The organism is Microbacterium sp. 20-116 (assembly GCF_041079415.1).
GTDB lineage: Bacteria > Actinomycetota > Actinomycetes > Actinomycetales > Microbacteriaceae > Microbacterium.
In genome coordinates, this window is sequence record NZ_JBFYGP010000001.1 from 320728 (window position 1) to 334757 (window position 14030).

General features: G+C 66.7%; 20 protein-coding genes. 2 read left to right on the plus strand and 18 right to left on the minus strand.

Annotated elements, in window-relative coordinates; genetic code table 11:
• Window positions 1–3 precede the first annotated feature (3 nt).
• The 4 genes from AB6V29_RS01475 to AB6V29_RS01490 are packed head-to-tail and all read right to left on the minus strand — an operon-like array spanning window position 4 to window position 4162.
• Entirely contained in the window at window positions 4–369 is a 366-nt protein-coding gene (locus AB6V29_RS01475; RefSeq protein WP_369356644.1) for a DUF2190 family protein, read from the minus strand.
• A 1-nt stretch (window position 370) separates the two neighbouring features.
• The gene (locus tag AB6V29_RS01480; protein ID WP_369356645.1) at window positions 371–1627 is read right to left on the minus strand and encodes a head maturation protease, ClpP-related; all 1257 of its coding nucleotides are present in this window, start codon (window positions 1625–1627) and stop codon (window positions 371–373) included.
• Window positions 1624–2895, minus strand: coding sequence for a hypothetical protein (locus AB6V29_RS01485; RefSeq protein ID WP_369356646.1), 1272 nt, complete (start codon window positions 2893–2895; stop codon window positions 1624–1626). Before AB6V29_RS01485 ends, AB6V29_RS01480 begins: the two co-directional genes overlap by 4 nt.
• 13 nt (window positions 2896–2908) lie before the next feature.
• Window positions 2909–4162: a hypothetical protein gene (locus AB6V29_RS01490; protein ID WP_369356647.1), complete on the minus strand. Its 1254-nt coding sequence runs from the start codon at window positions 4160–4162 to the stop codon at window positions 2909–2911.
• 12 nt (window positions 4163–4174) lie between these two features.
• Here AB6V29_RS01490 and AB6V29_RS01495 point away from each other — a divergent pair, with 12 nt between their 5' ends.
• Window positions 4175–4411 (plus strand): hypothetical protein, encoded by a 237-nt coding sequence (locus AB6V29_RS01495; RefSeq protein WP_369356649.1) that lies wholly within the window; start codon window positions 4175–4177, stop codon window positions 4409–4411.
• A gap of 10 nt (window positions 4412–4421) precedes the next feature.
• Here the strand turns inward: AB6V29_RS01495 and AB6V29_RS01500 are convergent, their stop codons facing one another.
• The 7 genes from AB6V29_RS01500 to AB6V29_RS01530 form a co-directional block, all read right to left on the minus strand.
• A complete protein-coding gene (locus AB6V29_RS01500; protein ID WP_369356650.1) occupies window positions 4422–5000 on the minus strand; it encodes a hypothetical protein in 579 nt (192 codons plus the stop codon).
• A 129-nt stretch (window positions 5001–5129) separates the two neighbouring features.
• Window positions 5130–5318, minus strand: coding sequence for a hypothetical protein (locus AB6V29_RS01505; protein WP_369356651.1), 189 nt, complete (start codon window positions 5316–5318; stop codon window positions 5130–5132).
• The gene (locus AB6V29_RS01510; RefSeq protein ID WP_369356652.1) at window positions 5315–5545 is read right to left on the minus strand and encodes a hypothetical protein; all 231 of its coding nucleotides are present in this window, start codon (window positions 5543–5545) and stop codon (window positions 5315–5317) included. Before AB6V29_RS01510 ends, AB6V29_RS01505 begins: the two co-directional genes overlap by 4 nt.
• Before the next feature lie 2 nt (window positions 5546–5547).
• Entirely contained in the window at window positions 5548–5904 is a 357-nt protein-coding gene (locus AB6V29_RS01515; protein ID WP_369356654.1) for a hypothetical protein, read from the minus strand.
• A gap of 1228 nt (window positions 5905–7132) precedes the next feature.
• Entirely contained in the window at window positions 7133–7369 is a 237-nt protein-coding gene (locus tag AB6V29_RS01520; RefSeq protein ID WP_369356655.1) for a hypothetical protein, read from the minus strand.
• Between the two features lie 271 nt (window positions 7370–7640).
• A complete protein-coding gene (locus AB6V29_RS01525; protein WP_369356656.1) occupies window positions 7641–7949 on the minus strand; it encodes a hypothetical protein in 309 nt (102 codons plus the stop codon).
• 11 nt (window positions 7950–7960) lie between these two features.
• The gene (locus AB6V29_RS01530) at window positions 7961–8245 is read right to left on the minus strand and encodes a hypothetical protein (RefSeq protein WP_369356658.1); all 285 of its coding nucleotides are present in this window, start codon (window positions 8243–8245) and stop codon (window positions 7961–7963) included.
• Window positions 8246–8355: 110 nt separating this feature from the next.
• Here AB6V29_RS01530 and AB6V29_RS01535 point away from each other — a divergent pair, with 110 nt between their 5' ends.
• Entirely contained in the window at window positions 8356–8571 is a 216-nt protein-coding gene (locus AB6V29_RS01535; protein WP_369356659.1) for a hypothetical protein, read from the plus strand.
• 308 nt (window positions 8572–8879) lie between these two features.
• On the opposite strand, the gene AB6V29_RS01540 is transcribed toward AB6V29_RS01535, so the two are convergent.
• The 7 genes from AB6V29_RS01540 to AB6V29_RS01570 form a co-directional block, all read right to left on the minus strand.
• On the minus strand, window positions 8880–9851 hold the full coding sequence (locus tag AB6V29_RS01540) for a hypothetical protein (RefSeq protein WP_369356661.1): 972 nt from the start codon (window positions 9849–9851) through the stop codon (window positions 8880–8882).
• Window positions 9844–10260, minus strand: a complete 417-nt coding sequence (locus AB6V29_RS01545; RefSeq protein ID WP_369356662.1) for a DNA translocase FtsK — start codon at window positions 10258–10260, stop codon at window positions 9844–9846. The genes AB6V29_RS01540 and AB6V29_RS01545 overlap by 8 nt, the downstream gene beginning before the upstream one ends.
• Entirely contained in the window at window positions 10257–11090 is an 834-nt protein-coding gene (locus AB6V29_RS01550) for a Rha family transcriptional regulator (RefSeq protein ID WP_369356663.1), read from the minus strand. The genes AB6V29_RS01545 and AB6V29_RS01550 overlap by 4 nt, the downstream gene beginning before the upstream one ends.
• An 88-nt stretch (window positions 11091–11178) precedes the next feature.
• On the minus strand, window positions 11179–11769 hold the full coding sequence (locus AB6V29_RS01555; protein WP_369356665.1) for a hypothetical protein: 591 nt from the start codon (window positions 11767–11769) through the stop codon (window positions 11179–11181).
• Window positions 11770–12263: 494 nt separating this feature from the next.
• Window positions 12264–12716 (minus strand): hypothetical protein, encoded by a 453-nt coding sequence (locus AB6V29_RS01560; protein ID WP_369356666.1) that lies wholly within the window; start codon window positions 12714–12716, stop codon window positions 12264–12266.
• Window positions 12713–13090, minus strand: coding sequence for a helix-turn-helix domain-containing protein (locus AB6V29_RS01565; protein WP_369356667.1), 378 nt, complete (start codon window positions 13088–13090; stop codon window positions 12713–12715). Before AB6V29_RS01565 ends, AB6V29_RS01560 begins: the two co-directional genes overlap by 4 nt.
• A gap of 3 nt (window positions 13091–13093) precedes the next feature.
• Entirely contained in the window at window positions 13094–14029 is a 936-nt protein-coding gene (locus AB6V29_RS01570) for a hypothetical protein (RefSeq protein WP_369356669.1), read from the minus strand.
• Window position 14030: the final 1 nt, after the last annotated feature.

Genomic DNA, 14030 nt, shown 5'->3' on the forward strand with positions numbered 1-14030 from the left:
CCCTCAGATGAACAGGACGTCGATGACGTCGTCGGTGGCGGCGGCGGCCTCGAGCGCGAGGCCGACGGGGTTGGTGGTCGAGCCGATCGTCTGGATCTTGCCGGCCGCGGCCGACGAGACCTTCACACCGGCGACGATGGGGCCGCTGGCGGTGAGGCGGTGCACAGAACCGGCTCGGGTGAACACGGTGACGCGCTCGCCCGTCTTGGCGTCGAGCCCGGCGACGCCGACGACGGCGGCCGAGTCGGCGCCAGCCGGTCCGACGGTGCGGTTGCCCGTGATGGCGACCAGGCGACCGCCGATGACATCGGCCGACGCGGTGAAGGTCACCGCCTGGCCGGGCTTGAACTTGGGCAGGTAGTCAGCCATCTCAGGCCTCCTTTTCGGTCGCGCCGTACATGGCGCTGTAGAGCGCGTCGTCCGTGCTGGTGAGCGTGTCGGAGACGCCGACCGGCTCGACGGGGACGCTGTTCTTCGGAACGGTCGCGAGGAACGCGACGGTGCCCTTCTCGTCGGTGTCGAGCTGCTCGCGGATCGCCGAGGCAGAGGCGGTGCTGATCTGCCCGGTGCGCAGCGCCGCTGCGACGATGCCGTCGCGGCGGTCCTTTTCCTGCTGTGCGCGCGCCTCGGCGCCCTGGCGGGCGTTGGCCTGGGTCTCGGCCCAGACGTTCTCGTCGACGGCCACGAAGCCCTTGGGCAGCGTCGCGACGGCGGGAGCGTCCTCGGTGTCGGCCTGCTCATCGAGCGCCTCGTCGACCGCTGCGAGCAGCGCCTCGTCCGAGATGTCGGCGTCCTTCACGCCGAGCCGTTCGATCAGTCCAGCCTTGATGGTGTCGCTCATCGCGAGCGCCTCCTTCTGGTTGGGGTCACCCGGCTCGGACGAGCTCGGGAGTTTCAGGGACGCGGCGACACGTGCCGCAATCAGCGGCGAAGCAGCGTCGTCGATGTCGTCAAAGTCGTCGTCTTCTTCCGGGTCGACCGTGATGATCACGGGCTCGGACCCAGCCGTTTCCGCTTCTCCGGCGTCGGGGATGACTGCGACACGATCAGCGAGTCCGAGCTCGACCGCCTGAGGTCCGGTCAGCCACGTTTCGTCCGCCAGCAGCGCGGGCCAGTCCTTCTCGCCCGCTTTGGCGGTGTAGACCTCGATGAGCGATGCCTCGTGCACATTCAGGACGGACGCGGCCTTCTGCATGTCGCGGGCGTTGCCGATCGCGAATCCCCAGGGCGAGTGGATCATCTGCAGCGTCCCGGGTGACATGACCGACTCGTCGCACCCCGCAGCGATGAACGACGCGGCAGAGCACGCACGACCATCAACCACGGCGGTGACTTTTGCCTTGTGCGCCCGCAGCATGTTCAGAATCGCCATGCCCTCGGACACCTCGCCACCCGGCGAGTTGATGCGGAGGATGATCTGGTCGACGCTGTCGGGAAGGGCATCGAGCACCTTGCCGATGTCCTTCGTCGAGATGCCCCACCATCCACCCCACGAGTCGATCGGCCCGTACATGCGGATGGTGGCCACAGTCCCGCCGCCGTCCGCGCGTTCTGCGGCGACCGCGTTGAAGAACTCGGCCTTCGACTGCGGACGCGGCACGCTACCCCAGTACCGGTTGTGCTTCATGCTGCCTCCTCGGCGGGCTGTTCTGCAGTGGTGAGGTCTTCGATGGGAATCCCCCACCGGTCGCGGACGAACGCGCGCAACGGCTCATCGACGATGAGTGCCTTGCAGTCCACGAGCGCCTTGATGACCTCGGCGGTGATCTGCTGCCGCTCACCGATGGGCCCAGGCACAAGCCGTGGTGCGGGCTCTTCGCTGCCGTAATTCAGGTCAACGAGGTCTTCGATGACGTGCTGGTCGACGATGTCGGCGACCTGCTCAGCGATGGTGTTCAGCGAGTCCGTGAAGAACGACCCGAGCACATCGCTCAGCGCGTACGAACCCTTGGAGTTGTTGCCGCCGAGGTTGAGGAAGTTCGCCAGGACCGCGCGAGCGATCTGCTCGTCGTAGTACCGAATGAACTGGTCCGTGTCGGGCAGCTTCCCGGTGACGCCGACGAACTGCATCGTGGCGCCATGTGGTAGCCCCACGCCTGCGGCATCACCGCTGCGAGCCTGCCTCGCGATCTCCTCGGCGTTCTCGATCTGCTTGTCGAGCCACTCGGTCGCCTCGGCGAACTCGGCGCTTTCTGGCGGCTGCGCGGTCGTGACAACCGGCAACCCCAGCCCGTTTCGCTCGGCGGTGAGCGCCTGGATGCGCAGCACGCGATCCTTGAGCACGAACATCTTGTAGGCCGCGCGCAGCAACGACTCGCCGACCCAGTTGGCGCCCTCGCGTTCGTTGACGAACACCACGAGACGGTCGACGGGGATGCGGATGTCGGCTCCGCCTGCGGTGCCGTACTGCTCGACCGCGTTCAGCCCGCCGTCCTTCGCGACGTCGAACTTCGAGATGGTGCGCGGTGGTCGCCACGCGAGCTTGCGTAGGTGCGTGCTGCCGTCGCTGTCGATCGAGTAGACCTGCTCGAAGACGCTGTGCCCGTAGACCAGCTCGAGCAGCGAGAGACGCAGGAAGTCTTTGAACGAGAACCGGTCCTTGCGGCGGCGCGGGGCGACAAACGGCTTGCCCTTGATGGGCAGTCCGAGGTCGCGGGCGACGTGCTCGACCACCTCTGGCCGGCATCCGGCGCCGTCGATGACCCAGTCGGTGCGCATGATCGGAAGAGTGACCGCCCGAAGCACCGACTTCACCTGCGGGTCTTCGCGGCGCATGCGGTCGAACACGTCGATCGAGTTGGGCCACGCGAGATCCGGGTTGCGCTCGGCTACCCAGCTGATGAGGGTGCCCCACGTGACGACTCCGGTGTCCGCCTGATATCCGAGCTCGGCCAAGGCGGACCTCCTTCTAGAACTGGAACGTGGCGAGGTCAACCTCGTCGCGGTATCCGCTGTCGGTGCGCTTCACGACGCGTGGTGCCGGCGCGGCGGGCATCTGCTTCTTCGGTGTCGCCTCGGACTTGAGTACGCCCCACAGCGCCCACGTGACGGCTTGCGCGATCGTCACGGGCTTCGTCGGGTCGGACTGCTCCCACGTCATGCCGGAGCGCCCGATGTTGCGGGTGGTCGCGAACTCGAGGGACTTCGTCACCTCGGCCTGGTCGCGGTGCGGGACCATTCCGGCGTTCACCCACTCGATGAACAGCGCGTGCGCGGCGGCGATCTCGTCGAGGTTCATGACGAGGTACTTGATCTTGGCCGCGTCGAGGGCGGAGAGTACAGGCGCGGCGTTCTTGGAGTCCAGCACGAGCGTCGGGTTTCCGAGCTCTGTCTTCATCTGCTTCAGCATCGGAGCGATCCACATCGTGCCGGCCGCGGAGTGATGGTGCTCGACGGCGATGCTGTCGTCGTCGATGCGGACGGCCTTACCAATCGTGGCCGCGCCGCCCCCACGCGTCAGCGCGAGCGCGAGCACAATGCCGTCGCCCTCCACAGCCGCGTCCGGATGAGTGTGACGACTCCACACCTCAAGGTCGAGATCGGAAAGCGAGACCGCTTCTACCGGTCTTGGGTTCGGCCAGATCGACAGACGCTCACGGGCAAACCCGTCCGGGTCGGTCTCCATCGCGCGTTCGTACTGGTCGATGACCGACTGCGTTGGCATGCGGATGCCGAGGCTGGGGTTCGAGTCGGCCCACACCTGCGGGTCCCCCAGGTCGATGTCATCGACCCGCTTCGGATCCTCAGACCCTTCCGGCGTCCACTCCATCCACCCGGTGCGCTTGCCGCGACCAGATCGTCCACGATCGCGGACGCCCTGCCACACTTCACCGTCGTTGACGCCCTCCTCGGGCACGGTGCCGGTGAAGAGCTCCTGCCGGTTCTGCACCTGAGACTGCGTGTAGGTCAACGCGCGCTGCGCCTGCAGACTCAACTCCTGTGCCTCGTCGTACACCAGCACGTCGGCGGTGAATCCACGCCCCGAGCTCTTTGACCGGGCGATGAAGCGGATGCGATCGGCGAGCAGCTGCCGGGGACGCTTCTTCAGGACGACGCCCTCCTGCCCGTTGGCGGTGTAGATGTTCGCCACGCGCGCCATCAGCTTGGGGTTGGCCTCGATCACGCCGACGAGACGCTGGAACCCGTCGATCGCGGTCTTCATCTCGTGCGCGGTGTGGAGGATCGTCTTCCGACGGTTATCAGGCCGCGGGAACAGGAACAGGTGTGCCAGGTCGTATCCGACGAGGATTTCCCCCTTACCGTTCTGCCTGCTGATGAGAGCGCCGAACTCAGTCGCCGCCCACGTCTGATCAGGCCCTACATCGAACAGGCCACCGATGACGTACGCCTGCCACTCGTCGAGCGTCAGCCCGCACGCCTGCAGGAACCGCAGAACGTGCGCGCCATGTGACCCAACAGCTTCAGGCCGGCTTTCGAGCCGTGGCCGTTGAGATCCCGACAACGTTGGGAGCGCCGAAGAACTCATCGAGCCCCCCACCTTCCCCGCCGCTCTTCTCCCGCAGCGCGTCGACGTCCTTGAACACGCTGCGAGCGATCCGCTCGAACGCGAGCTGCAACTGACGCGCCTCGCCCATGACGTGATCGACGCTCATCTCGACCCGAATCACACCACTCGCCGGGTCGAGAACGCCCGGCACCCGGAAGTGCATCAGTTTCAGCACACCCTTACCCGCAATGACGTCATTGATCTGCTCGAGACGATCAGCCATTCGAGCCGCCTCAACGATGAGCGCGAGACGCTCCGCAGGCACCTCAATGCCCCCGGTGAGCGCGTCATAGAACGCGCGCCCTCGATCCCCGAGACCCAATGAATCCGGGGCATCCGGGGTGAACGACACCCGCGCCGGTGCCCGAGAAGCGCGACGCTCAGCGTTTCGCTGCTCACGGGCCGCATCGCACGCGTCGTCGATCGGCTCTCCACGCCGACGGTGGCGCAGGAAGGCGGTGTAGGTGCCGCACGGAGCCTCAGCCTTCGGCATCTCCTCCACCTCCTGGCGAAATCGACCCATCTGGTCCGTTTCGCGTGGAGAGAGATGCGCCAGGACCGCGCGGGAGGTGGGCAGTGCCAGGGCGACCCTGGATTTTATCCGGGCCGCCCTGGCGGGCTGTCAGCGGTTGGGGCGGGTCAGGTCGACCCAGGTAGTCAGAAGGGCGTCCCAGGCGGCTACGCGGCGCTCAGCGCGTCGTGCGCGAGCTTCCTGCTTCGGGTCGTACCGGCGCATGGGCACTCGGGCGACGGCCTGCCACCAGGCGCCACCAGCGGCGTCGCGTCGACGCACCAGGAAGCGCGTGATCATCGGTCGTCCTCGGCCCCGTCGTCGCGGGCGGTCCAGGCGATCCATGCAACGCGAAGGAAGGCGAGGGCGAGACGACGACGGAAGCGGCGCGAGTTGCCCTGCACGACGGTCTTGCCGTCCTGGGTGCTCGCCGTCAGTTCGAAGTCAATGCGTGCGACCTCGCCCGGTTCGGCGTGGCCGATGCCCACCATGATGCGCGTGGGCACGTTGCCGAAGTGCACCGCCATGTTCACTCCCCCACTTCGGTCTGTCGCGTCGTCGCGAGAAGCGGGAGCAGGTGCGGCTCGAGGCTGGCGCGTTCCTCAGTCGTCAAGTCGTCGGCCCACACGATGTCGTCAGCCCAAATGCCGCGTGCGGCGTGAGGCGAGCGAGGCGTGACGATGGCCACAGGGGTGACCTTGCGCGCCTCGGCGAGCTCAGCACCGAGCACCTTCGTGCGGGCGACGATGACGATCCGGCGGCCGGCATCGGGGGCGACGTCGACGGTCTCGATGGCGTCTGCCTGGCCGAGGAAGTCGGCGACGTCCTCGTACCCCTCGATGCGGTCGCCCGCCATGACCACGTCGACGCGGTGGCTGATGGTCATGGGTGACCTCCTCGGATGCTCGTAATTGCTGATCGTCACGCAGGATTCGAACCTGCCACCCCGAGGGGTATGACCCTTTCGGGTCGATGGCCATGCCTTACGCTGCGTTCTCAGCAGCCAGCCACCACACCAGTCCGATCATGTATGTTGCCGCGCGCGACGGTCCCTGAGGCGGGCCTCCGCAGGCCGTGAGACCTCGGCCCGTCCATGCAATCTCTCGCGCGCGGCGGTCTAGGTAGCGGCCCACACCTCGGGGGTCGCATTGTCGCCCTTGCGGGCGTTGCAGTCTCGATGCATGGGCACCAGCACCTGACCGACGAGCCTGCCGCCGTTAGCTAGGGCCTCGTCGTGGTCAGCGGTGAAGCTGCGCCTGTGGGTGGGTGGGAGTGTGGTGTCGATCTGCTCGCCACAGCCCCACCCCGACGTGGAGCCATGCCCACACGGGAGGTGCTGCGTCGCGGTTCGGCGCCTCAGGGCAGCCTGCGCGCGCCGGTAGGCGCGGTGACCCTTGCCGTCGCGGATGCTGCGGCTACCCATCAGTCGCCCCCCCCGGAGTACGGTGTCGTCGTCATCGTCCTCGACGTCATTCACCTGTCCAGAAGTGGACACCTCGGCCCGAGCGTTCATCGCACCCTCCGGGCTGCACGGTTCGCGGGGCGAGGCGCGTGGGTCACGATGTCGAACCACGACCGGCCCGACACTCGGACTCCGCGACCACACCACGCGATCGGCGGGGCTACCGCCACGGCCAGCAGCAGCATCACGATGCCCTCAGCCATGGCGACCCCCTCGGCTTTGCCGCGAGCATCCGGGGTCTCGCCCGCACCCGGATGCCCGCGCTTCACGATGGATCCCGAACAGAGGCGCCGACCGGGTCGACGATGGTTCCGCTACGACGCGGACCCCTGCACGGGACAACAGCGCCCCGACGCCCATCACCGCTCCTCGGATGCACGATGCCGACGGGGGCCTGACGGCTTGAACCCCGCTAGCCCATCGACATAGAGGGCATCCTGGCGGGACCGTCAGCCGCACCGCAGGGCGTGGCGAAGGGATGTGAGCGTGTGGTGTCGGGACGAGCCCCTCGGCGAAGAGCACCAACTCCGAGGGAAACCAGCGGACCAGGAACGACGAATGCCCCCGGTCTCAACCGAGGGCATTCATTTAGATCCAGTGATCTCGCAGGCGTCAACTCAGCACCAACCGCGCAAGCGACACCACCACCGAATCACGACGCTACGGGACGCTCCACCCAACGGATTGTGAGATTCGGGCTATAGACGTAGTTTGCAGACCCCTTTTCCTTGCCGAGCGGAATAGCGATTACCCCCCTGCCCTGGTCGATTGCGTTATCGATCTGCCGCTTAATCGCGACCCAGGCGAGGCTGTCTTTCGGGAACGTGTAGTCCATCAGGTCCGGGGCAGTGCCCATGAAGAGGTGAATCTCGCGATCAGAATCAGTCATTGCTGCAGGCTATCGGCGCTGGCCCGCCGCGGTCGAGGGCTTCGGTCGTGTCCTCTTCTCCTCGAGCGACGTGTTCACAGCTTCGACCTTCGATGCGTGTTCGTGCAGTCATCGGAGAACATACGGCGAATGAGACGAGATCCCACCCGGGGCACCAGGCAAGAAGCGATCGCACCCAGGAACGACGAAAGCCCCGCCGGTATCGGCAGGGCTTGGACAGTATTCGAGTGCACGCACAGCGTAGCACGGCAGGTGGAAACGCTGGAAACGCTCAGAACAGCGGCGCGTCGCGCTCGATCATGTGGCGCTCGTAGAAGTCGAAGACGCGGCGATCGCTGCGGCACTGTCGGGTGTCGTAGTCCTCCCACCCCGCCTCGAGGCGGCAGCGTGCGCACATGCGGCGCTTGTCGCTGGCGGCGTGGCCGAAGATGATGCCGCAGAACATGATCACCAGCGTCGTGCGCTTTCCGCGCGGGTCGGTCTCGCCGAGGGCCACGCGCCCGCACCCGTCGCACTGGACGACGAACACGGGCTCCACCTGCACCAGCCCGTGCACGAAGCCGTCGACCGTGGGCAGCATCGCGGCCACTATCACGCCCCCGCCGCCTTGGCGCGTCGTGCCACGTCGCGCTGCTCTTGCGTGGCCTCGGCAGGGCGGTATGAGATCGCACCGGGGAGGATGGCGGCGGCGATGTCGTCGTCGAAGCGCTCGAGCGCGGCGGCCAGGCGTGCGGCGGCGGCGTCCTCGTCGACGTTCATGCCGACGCGGTTGGGCTGGAAGGGCGTCGTGATCGAACGGGGGCCGGTCAGCTTCACGATCTCGACCTCCCGGGCCGCCTGCTCGAGGCGGTCCCGGCGCCACTCGGCGAGGCTCACCGGGTCCGGCACATGAAGCCAATCGCACGCCTTCGACGGTCTGCCCGTCACGGAGGCCCGCCATACTGTGACGATCGGCCATTGGGGGCCGACTGAGCGAAGGACGCAGCATGGCAAAGCAGGCAAGGGTGCACTTTGGCGGACAGGAATACCGGATTCCCCCCGACACCATCGACGAGTCGATCGCCATGATTCAGCAGGTAGCGAACGTCGGCGCGGGTTCATCGGTCCTCGAGTTGACCGACGACAAGGGAGACGGCGTGAAGATCGTCTGGACTCCGGGTGCGCCGATCGCTTACAGCTTTTGGGACGACGGCGAGGAGTGATCACGGTCGAGCTCCCCAGCCTGGCGATGCCGCCGCTGGGGAGCTCTTCGCCTCTGGCCGTGGCGTGCGTCACTGGCCACCCGCATCGGTTGTCGTGCACGATCAGCCCGCAGAACCCGCAGAGGGTGCTGCACGGACAGGGCATCAGCTGGTCCGCCGGCGGCCGCGGCGCGCGCGCATCCGCTTCTCCGTCGCGACTACGTCCGCCTCCGCGAACCGGCCCAGGCGGGGCTTGATCTCCCCCCACGCCACCCAGTTGCGGATTGTGCGGGAAGTCACCCCCGCCCGGTCCGCGGCCTGCTCCTGTGTCAGCCACATGCGCACGCCCCGTTCACCGCGCGCGCCGTGAAGCACTCCGAGCACACCGCCGACGGCGGGAGGACCGGGGGGATCTGCGGGAGGGCTCTCAGCCCGGTACGGGGCGCCACGGCGACGGGCAGTGGCGGTCGAGCGGGCGCCGGCGCGTCGCGGCCAACGAGCGCGGGCGGGTTCGTGTCGGGCACGAGCTCGGCAAACGCCTCCGCCCAGAACCCGTCATCCTCACGATCGTCCGACTCCCACTCGCACGTCGTGCACCGGTACACCGCCGCATCACCCTTCCGGCGCGGCGGCCGCACACGCACCGTCTTGCAGTCGCACTCCGGGCACGGGTTCTTCGCCCACCGCGGCTGATCATCCAGCGGCCACTTCCCCAGCGCGTCGACCACCGACCACCACTCCGGCTCCCCCGCGTGACGGTGCAGCACAGCATCCGCGAGGGCAGTGATCTCCTCCCGGTTCGCCAGGTGGTCGAAGTCGGCCAGGATCGCCTGCATGTACAGGTCGGCGTCGTCGAACGCGGCCGCCGTCTCCGTCCCTGCCGCGAGTCCCGCGCGCCCGGCGAGGGCCGGGTCGACCACGACCGCCCACCCCTGCAGCATCCGCATCAAATCGTCCGACGCGTCGATGAGGTCCGCCGGCACCGGGGCCGGTAGATCCGGCTGCGACGACGACACCATGACCCGGTCGTAGACCGCAGCCTTCAGCGGATCAGCCAGGGAGCGGAGGTGCGCGATCAGGTCAGCCGACTCCCCTAGCATGCGACGGATGCGGCGGAAGCAGCCCTCGCACAGCAGCACACCATCCCGGGCCACGCGTGGGGCGCACCCCGAGCACGGGCGGATACCGTCCGCGAGCATCGCCGCGGCGCGCTCCGAGCCCTCCTCGACGCCCAACCACGGGCATGTCGCGAAGTGCACATCCCGCACCGTGCAGCCACGGATACATGCGCGCTCAGCCATGAACAATCTCCTTCACGCTGATGCTCTCGGCTCGCACGAGCACCTCGCGCGGCTTCGCTCCATCGGCGGGCCCGACGATGCCCCGCGCTTCGAACTCGTTCATGATCGCGACGGCTCGCCGGTAGCCGACCCACAGAGTGCGCTGCAGCAGCGATGTCGATCCGAATTGGCGGGTGATCACGATGTAGGTCGCCAATTCGAGGTTGAGCGGTGCACGGGTCGACGCGGATGATGCCGACGACGTGTCCCGTTTCGAGGAGGGCGTCACGGTGTCATGCATCCGCTGCAGCAGGCACGGGTGCGTCACCGTGTGCGCCTTCAACCAGCGTCCGTCGTCGTTCTTCTGGGCGATGTTCTCGTGCTGCTCCTTGGTCAGCGTATTTACTGCATCGAGCAGGTCAGTCGTCATGCGTACACCTCTCGCGTGCTTCGGTGGATGTTCGTCCCTAGAGCGGCTGTGTCCGCGATAGCGCGCGTGGCACTCAATCCCCGGCCTGCCAGGTAGCGGACGAGCGCGATCTCCGGTTCACCGGGTCGGACTCGGGTTTGCGCGAACCGGTGGCCGTTGCCCGCTATGCCGGCGTCCAGGTAGAAGAAGCGTTTGCCGGCGTGCCCGGGGTGGCGGTGTTGACCGCCGTCACGGAACGAGCCGTCGCGTCGCGGTTCGCCCTTTCCTCGCTGATTGATGAGCAAGCCCGAGGTGTAGAGCACCTGGTTGAACTCCCGCTCCGACGTGTCAGCGAAGTAGTGCTTGTGGAACTCGCGCACGCTCAGGCCCTCACTCGAGATGATGGCCTTCTCGACGCTCTCCGCTCTCTCGGCGCGCTCTCGCTGCCTGTCCGCTTCGTCCTCAGCTGCGATGACGGCGAGAGCGAGATCTCGCCGGGTCAGCGCGACGGGCGCGGACGACGCCGCCTGCGCCTTTCTCATCTCGAAGAACGCGCGGACTAGAGCCTTCTTGAACCCGCGTACCTGCTCGGTGTTGCGCTGGTACGTCATCAGCAGGGTTGCTTGCTCCTCGTTCAGCATCGCGATTCGCGTCGACCGAGCGAATCCGCCCTGCGGGAGAGGAACACCCATCCGCGTCTCGAACGCAATAGGGCCGAAATCCTCGAAGTCCGCCCGACTGTTCTCGACCAGTTCGAGGACATTCTTGTGCTGAACACCAGCTCCCGCAGCGATCGTCTCCGACGACACCAGCATGCGGCCATCGCGATCGATGATCTGAACGCCATTCATGACGACACCTCGATCCTCTCGCGGCGCCCTCGGTCGTGGCCATGATGACGTGGCGATGAGCGTCCACGGCTATGGACAAGGCGTTGGCTCAATCGGTGCCCTTCGAGGGGTCGGTCTCGCTCGTACCCCTGTTGAGCTTCCAATACTCCGCCAGGGCTAGTCGTCGACGTCCGCAGGCCTTGCAGGGCTCGTCCGTTCCGAGGGTGTGTTGATGTGTCGGGCAGAAAGGAGACGGAGCGTTTCTTGATGCGTCGCTCTCGCTCGCACCCACTCCCCCACCCTCCCTCTCTCCCTCTCCCTCCCAAGCCAAGACGTCGTCTTGAAGCTGTCTTGATGACGTCTTGATGCTCTCGGGTGGAGGTGGGAACATTGACGGCTTCGGGTGCTGGCCCGCCGGCATGCTGACCATCGCGTAGTACTCGGTCCCGTTCACCTCGTACAACACGATCACATCGGCGATCGCCAGCTGCAGTAGGTGCGAGTCGAACTCCTCCCGTGACAGTTCGTCGCGCGGGTATAGCGCACGACGCAACGTCCAGTCCGTTCGGGTTTGTCTTCCCTGGTCGTCCGCGTACGCCCTCAACCCCACTGCCGTCCACTTCACCGCCGGGTCGAGCAGCATCATGCTCTCGACGGTCCACAGCTCGGTGGGTAGCGGCTTCTGCTTCTCGAAGCCCATACGCCTCTAGCTCCTTGATGACCGCGAGCATGGGCGGGTGGTAGTCGCCGCTCGCAATGATGAACGTCTCGGTGAACCCCCGCCCGCCAGCGAGCAGGACACGTGCATCCTGCTCGCTGGCGAAGGCCTGGCGGTAGCGGGCGCGCAACGCGCGCAGGGCGGCTCTTTCGGCCGCGTACGGCAGGCCGCGCTGCGCGTAAATGACCTGCCCTCCCGTGTTGAGGCACAGGGCCCGGAATCGGCGCCGCTCGTTCGTGGTGATGCCAACCTTCAGGATGCGGTGCTGCGGCCACCACACCGCGTAGACCGTTCCCCAGCGCGACCGGGTCATGATCCGCACTTCCCGCAGACCGCGGCGACGATGCGTGCTCCCTGCGCGATGGGCTTCCAACCCTCGCGCTTGACCGTGGCCGCGGTGGCCGTCCTGCCGCAGGTCGCGCAGGTGACACGATCCATCCGGCCCCGGCGAGGAACGCTACTACCATTCATCGGGCTCAATGCCGGCCCTCCTTGTGCAAGGCGATGACGTTGTCGCGTCCGCCCATCGTGGGCGCCGGTGCCTGGGCCTCGACGTGGTCGGCGAGTCCGTTCAGCGCCCGGGCGACTGCGCGCGCCGACGCGGCGCTCATTGAGTGGGTGACGGTGTTCCGGGCGTCCATGATGACGATCGGGTCGGAGCATCCGGGCTCGCCCTTATCGAGGGTGACCATATTGGCCACGAACTCGGGGTTGTCCCGTTCGGCTTCTTCGTAGTCCCATAGGCCGGCCAAGTGAAGGAGGCGGAGAGCTAGCGCGCGCGCCATGCCGCGGCTCAGGCTGGGGTCATCCAGAGGCTCGACGAAAATCGCCGAGAACTCACCCGTGAATGGGTCGGCAGCGCGGTGGATATACTCCTCGGCGCTCTCCTGGTCGAACGGATCGAGGTCAGGAATGGTGATGGTTTTCAACGGTTGGCCTGCTCTCGTGTCGCGTGGATGCGCTGGGCGCGCAGCCCGCGGGTGTCGACGAGCCACTCGTCTTCGCCGCGGTCGGTGATGTGTGCAAGCACTCGGTCGGGTTCATCGACGGTGAGCCAGCCGGTCTCGGCTGTGGCCAAGACATCCAGGACGTCGACCCGATACACGCGGGAGAACGCGCTGAGCGCACCCATCGTGATGTCCATTTCGCCGCGCTCGATGCGGGAAATCGCCTGTCGTGACATGTCGACACCCTCCCCGCCCATCCGTGCGGAGACGCGGGCCTGCGACATCTTGCGCGCCTTGCGTAGGGAGAGTAGAGCTGTGCCGATCTCGCGCGTGAACGGGCGCTGCTTCCTCGCCATGAGTCAGAGCCCCGTCTGCTCGAGCAGGCTGCCCGTGTTCAACCGCGCCGCTCCTGCCGCGTTATGCAGGTCGGACACGGTTGCGTAGTTGCCGAGCATCGCTGCTGCAGCCACCATGTCCACCCCAATGCGGGCGGCGTCGCCTCCCGGCAACCCGTCGTGACCGTCCTGAACGGTGGTGATGCGGATCTCCGGTTCGCCCATGAGCGAGAACACGCCGTCGTCGATCGCGCACGACTGCTCAATCGACACACCCCCGACTGTGCGGCGGAACTCCATCATGTCGGGTGTGATCTCGCCGTCGTCGTCGACCGTCACGAGGTCGACCCACGTCAGACTCGCGTCCGCCCAGGCGGGCTGTACCGCGGCGATATTCGCCGCGTTCGCGCCGAGCCACTCCTCGCGAGTCTCGTCCTCCTCCTCCTCCTGAATCTCGGCTTTGAGCTTCGACCAGGCGGTGAACTCGAGTTCCCCCGTGTTCGTCATGCCGGTGATCACCCATCCGCCACCGGAGACGAACAGGTGCTCACCGTTGACGACGTACGTGTTCGGCAGGCTGCGGATCCAAAACGACTGCGCGTCCCAGTCGCCGAGCTGTTCCTCGAGCCACCCCTCGGGCCCCTTGACCTCCTCGCCGGTTCGCAGATCGAATGCCCGCACGACGGCGAATCCCTCGTACGCGTCCTTCCCACGCTTGTAGCTCCGCGTCTCGTCCTGGTCCACACGGTGTGGGTCACCCTCGGGCAGCCCGACAGCGCCGGTGTAGCCTTCGCGGATGTCGAACTCGCCATCCGTGAAGTAGAGCTCGCGCAGGGAGTCGTGGATATCGATGGTCTGCGGTACGGTGTTCATGACTGATCCTTCTGCTAGCTCGGTGGTGGTTTGGTTATTGCCCTCTGGCCCGGTTGCACCCGGGCGGAGGGCTTTTGTTTTGGTCACT

Bases quoted from the DNA above. Each gene is read 5' to 3' on its own strand.
- AB6V29_RS01475 (WP_369356644.1), bottom strand. From the start codon at position 369: ATGGCTGACTACCTGCCCAAGTTCAAGCCCGGCCAGGCGGTGACCTTC.
- AB6V29_RS01480 (WP_369356645.1), bottom strand. From the start codon at position 1,627: ATGAAGCACAACCGGTACTGGGGTAGCGTGCCGCGTCCGCAGTCGAAG.
- AB6V29_RS01490 (WP_369356647.1), bottom strand. From the start codon at position 4,162: ATGAAGACCGCGATCGACGGGTTCCAGCGTCTCGTCGGCGTGATCGAG.
- AB6V29_RS01500 (WP_369356650.1), bottom strand. From the start codon at position 5,000: ATGCCGAAGGCTGAGGCTCCGTGCGGCACCTACACCGCCTTCCTGCGC.
- AB6V29_RS01505 (WP_369356651.1), bottom strand. From the start codon at position 5,318: ATGATCACGCGCTTCCTGGTGCGTCGACGCGACGCCGCTGGTGGCGCC.
- AB6V29_RS01510 (WP_369356652.1), bottom strand. From the start codon at position 5,545: ATGGCGGTGCACTTCGGCAACGTGCCCACGCGCATCATGGTGGGCATC.
- AB6V29_RS01515 (WP_369356654.1), bottom strand. From the start codon at position 5,904: ATGACCATCAGCCACCGCGTCGACGTGGTCATGGCGGGCGACCGCATC.
- AB6V29_RS01520 (WP_369356655.1), bottom strand. From the start codon at position 7,369: ATGACTGATTCTGATCGCGAGATTCACCTCTTCATGGGCACTGCCCCG.
- AB6V29_RS01525 (WP_369356656.1), bottom strand. From the start codon at position 7,949: ATGCTGCCCACGGTCGACGGCTTCGTGCACGGGCTGGTGCAGGTGGAG.
- AB6V29_RS01535 (WP_369356659.1), top strand. From the start codon at position 8,356: ATGGCAAAGCAGGCAAGGGTGCACTTTGGCGGACAGGAATACCGGATT.
- AB6V29_RS01540 (WP_369356661.1), bottom strand. From the start codon at position 9,851: ATGGCTGAGCGCGCATGTATCCGTGGCTGCACGGTGCGGGATGTGCAC.
- AB6V29_RS01545 (WP_369356662.1), bottom strand. From the start codon at position 10,260: ATGACGACTGACCTGCTCGATGCAGTAAATACGCTGACCAAGGAGCAG.
- AB6V29_RS01550 (WP_369356663.1), bottom strand. From the start codon at position 11,090: ATGAATGGCGTTCAGATCATCGATCGCGATGGCCGCATGCTGGTGTCG.
- AB6V29_RS01555 (WP_369356665.1), bottom strand. From the start codon at position 11,769: ATGGGCTTCGAGAAGCAGAAGCCGCTACCCACCGAGCTGTGGACCGTC.
- AB6V29_RS01565 (WP_369356667.1), bottom strand. From the start codon at position 13,090: ATGGCGAGGAAGCAGCGCCCGTTCACGCGCGAGATCGGCACAGCTCTA.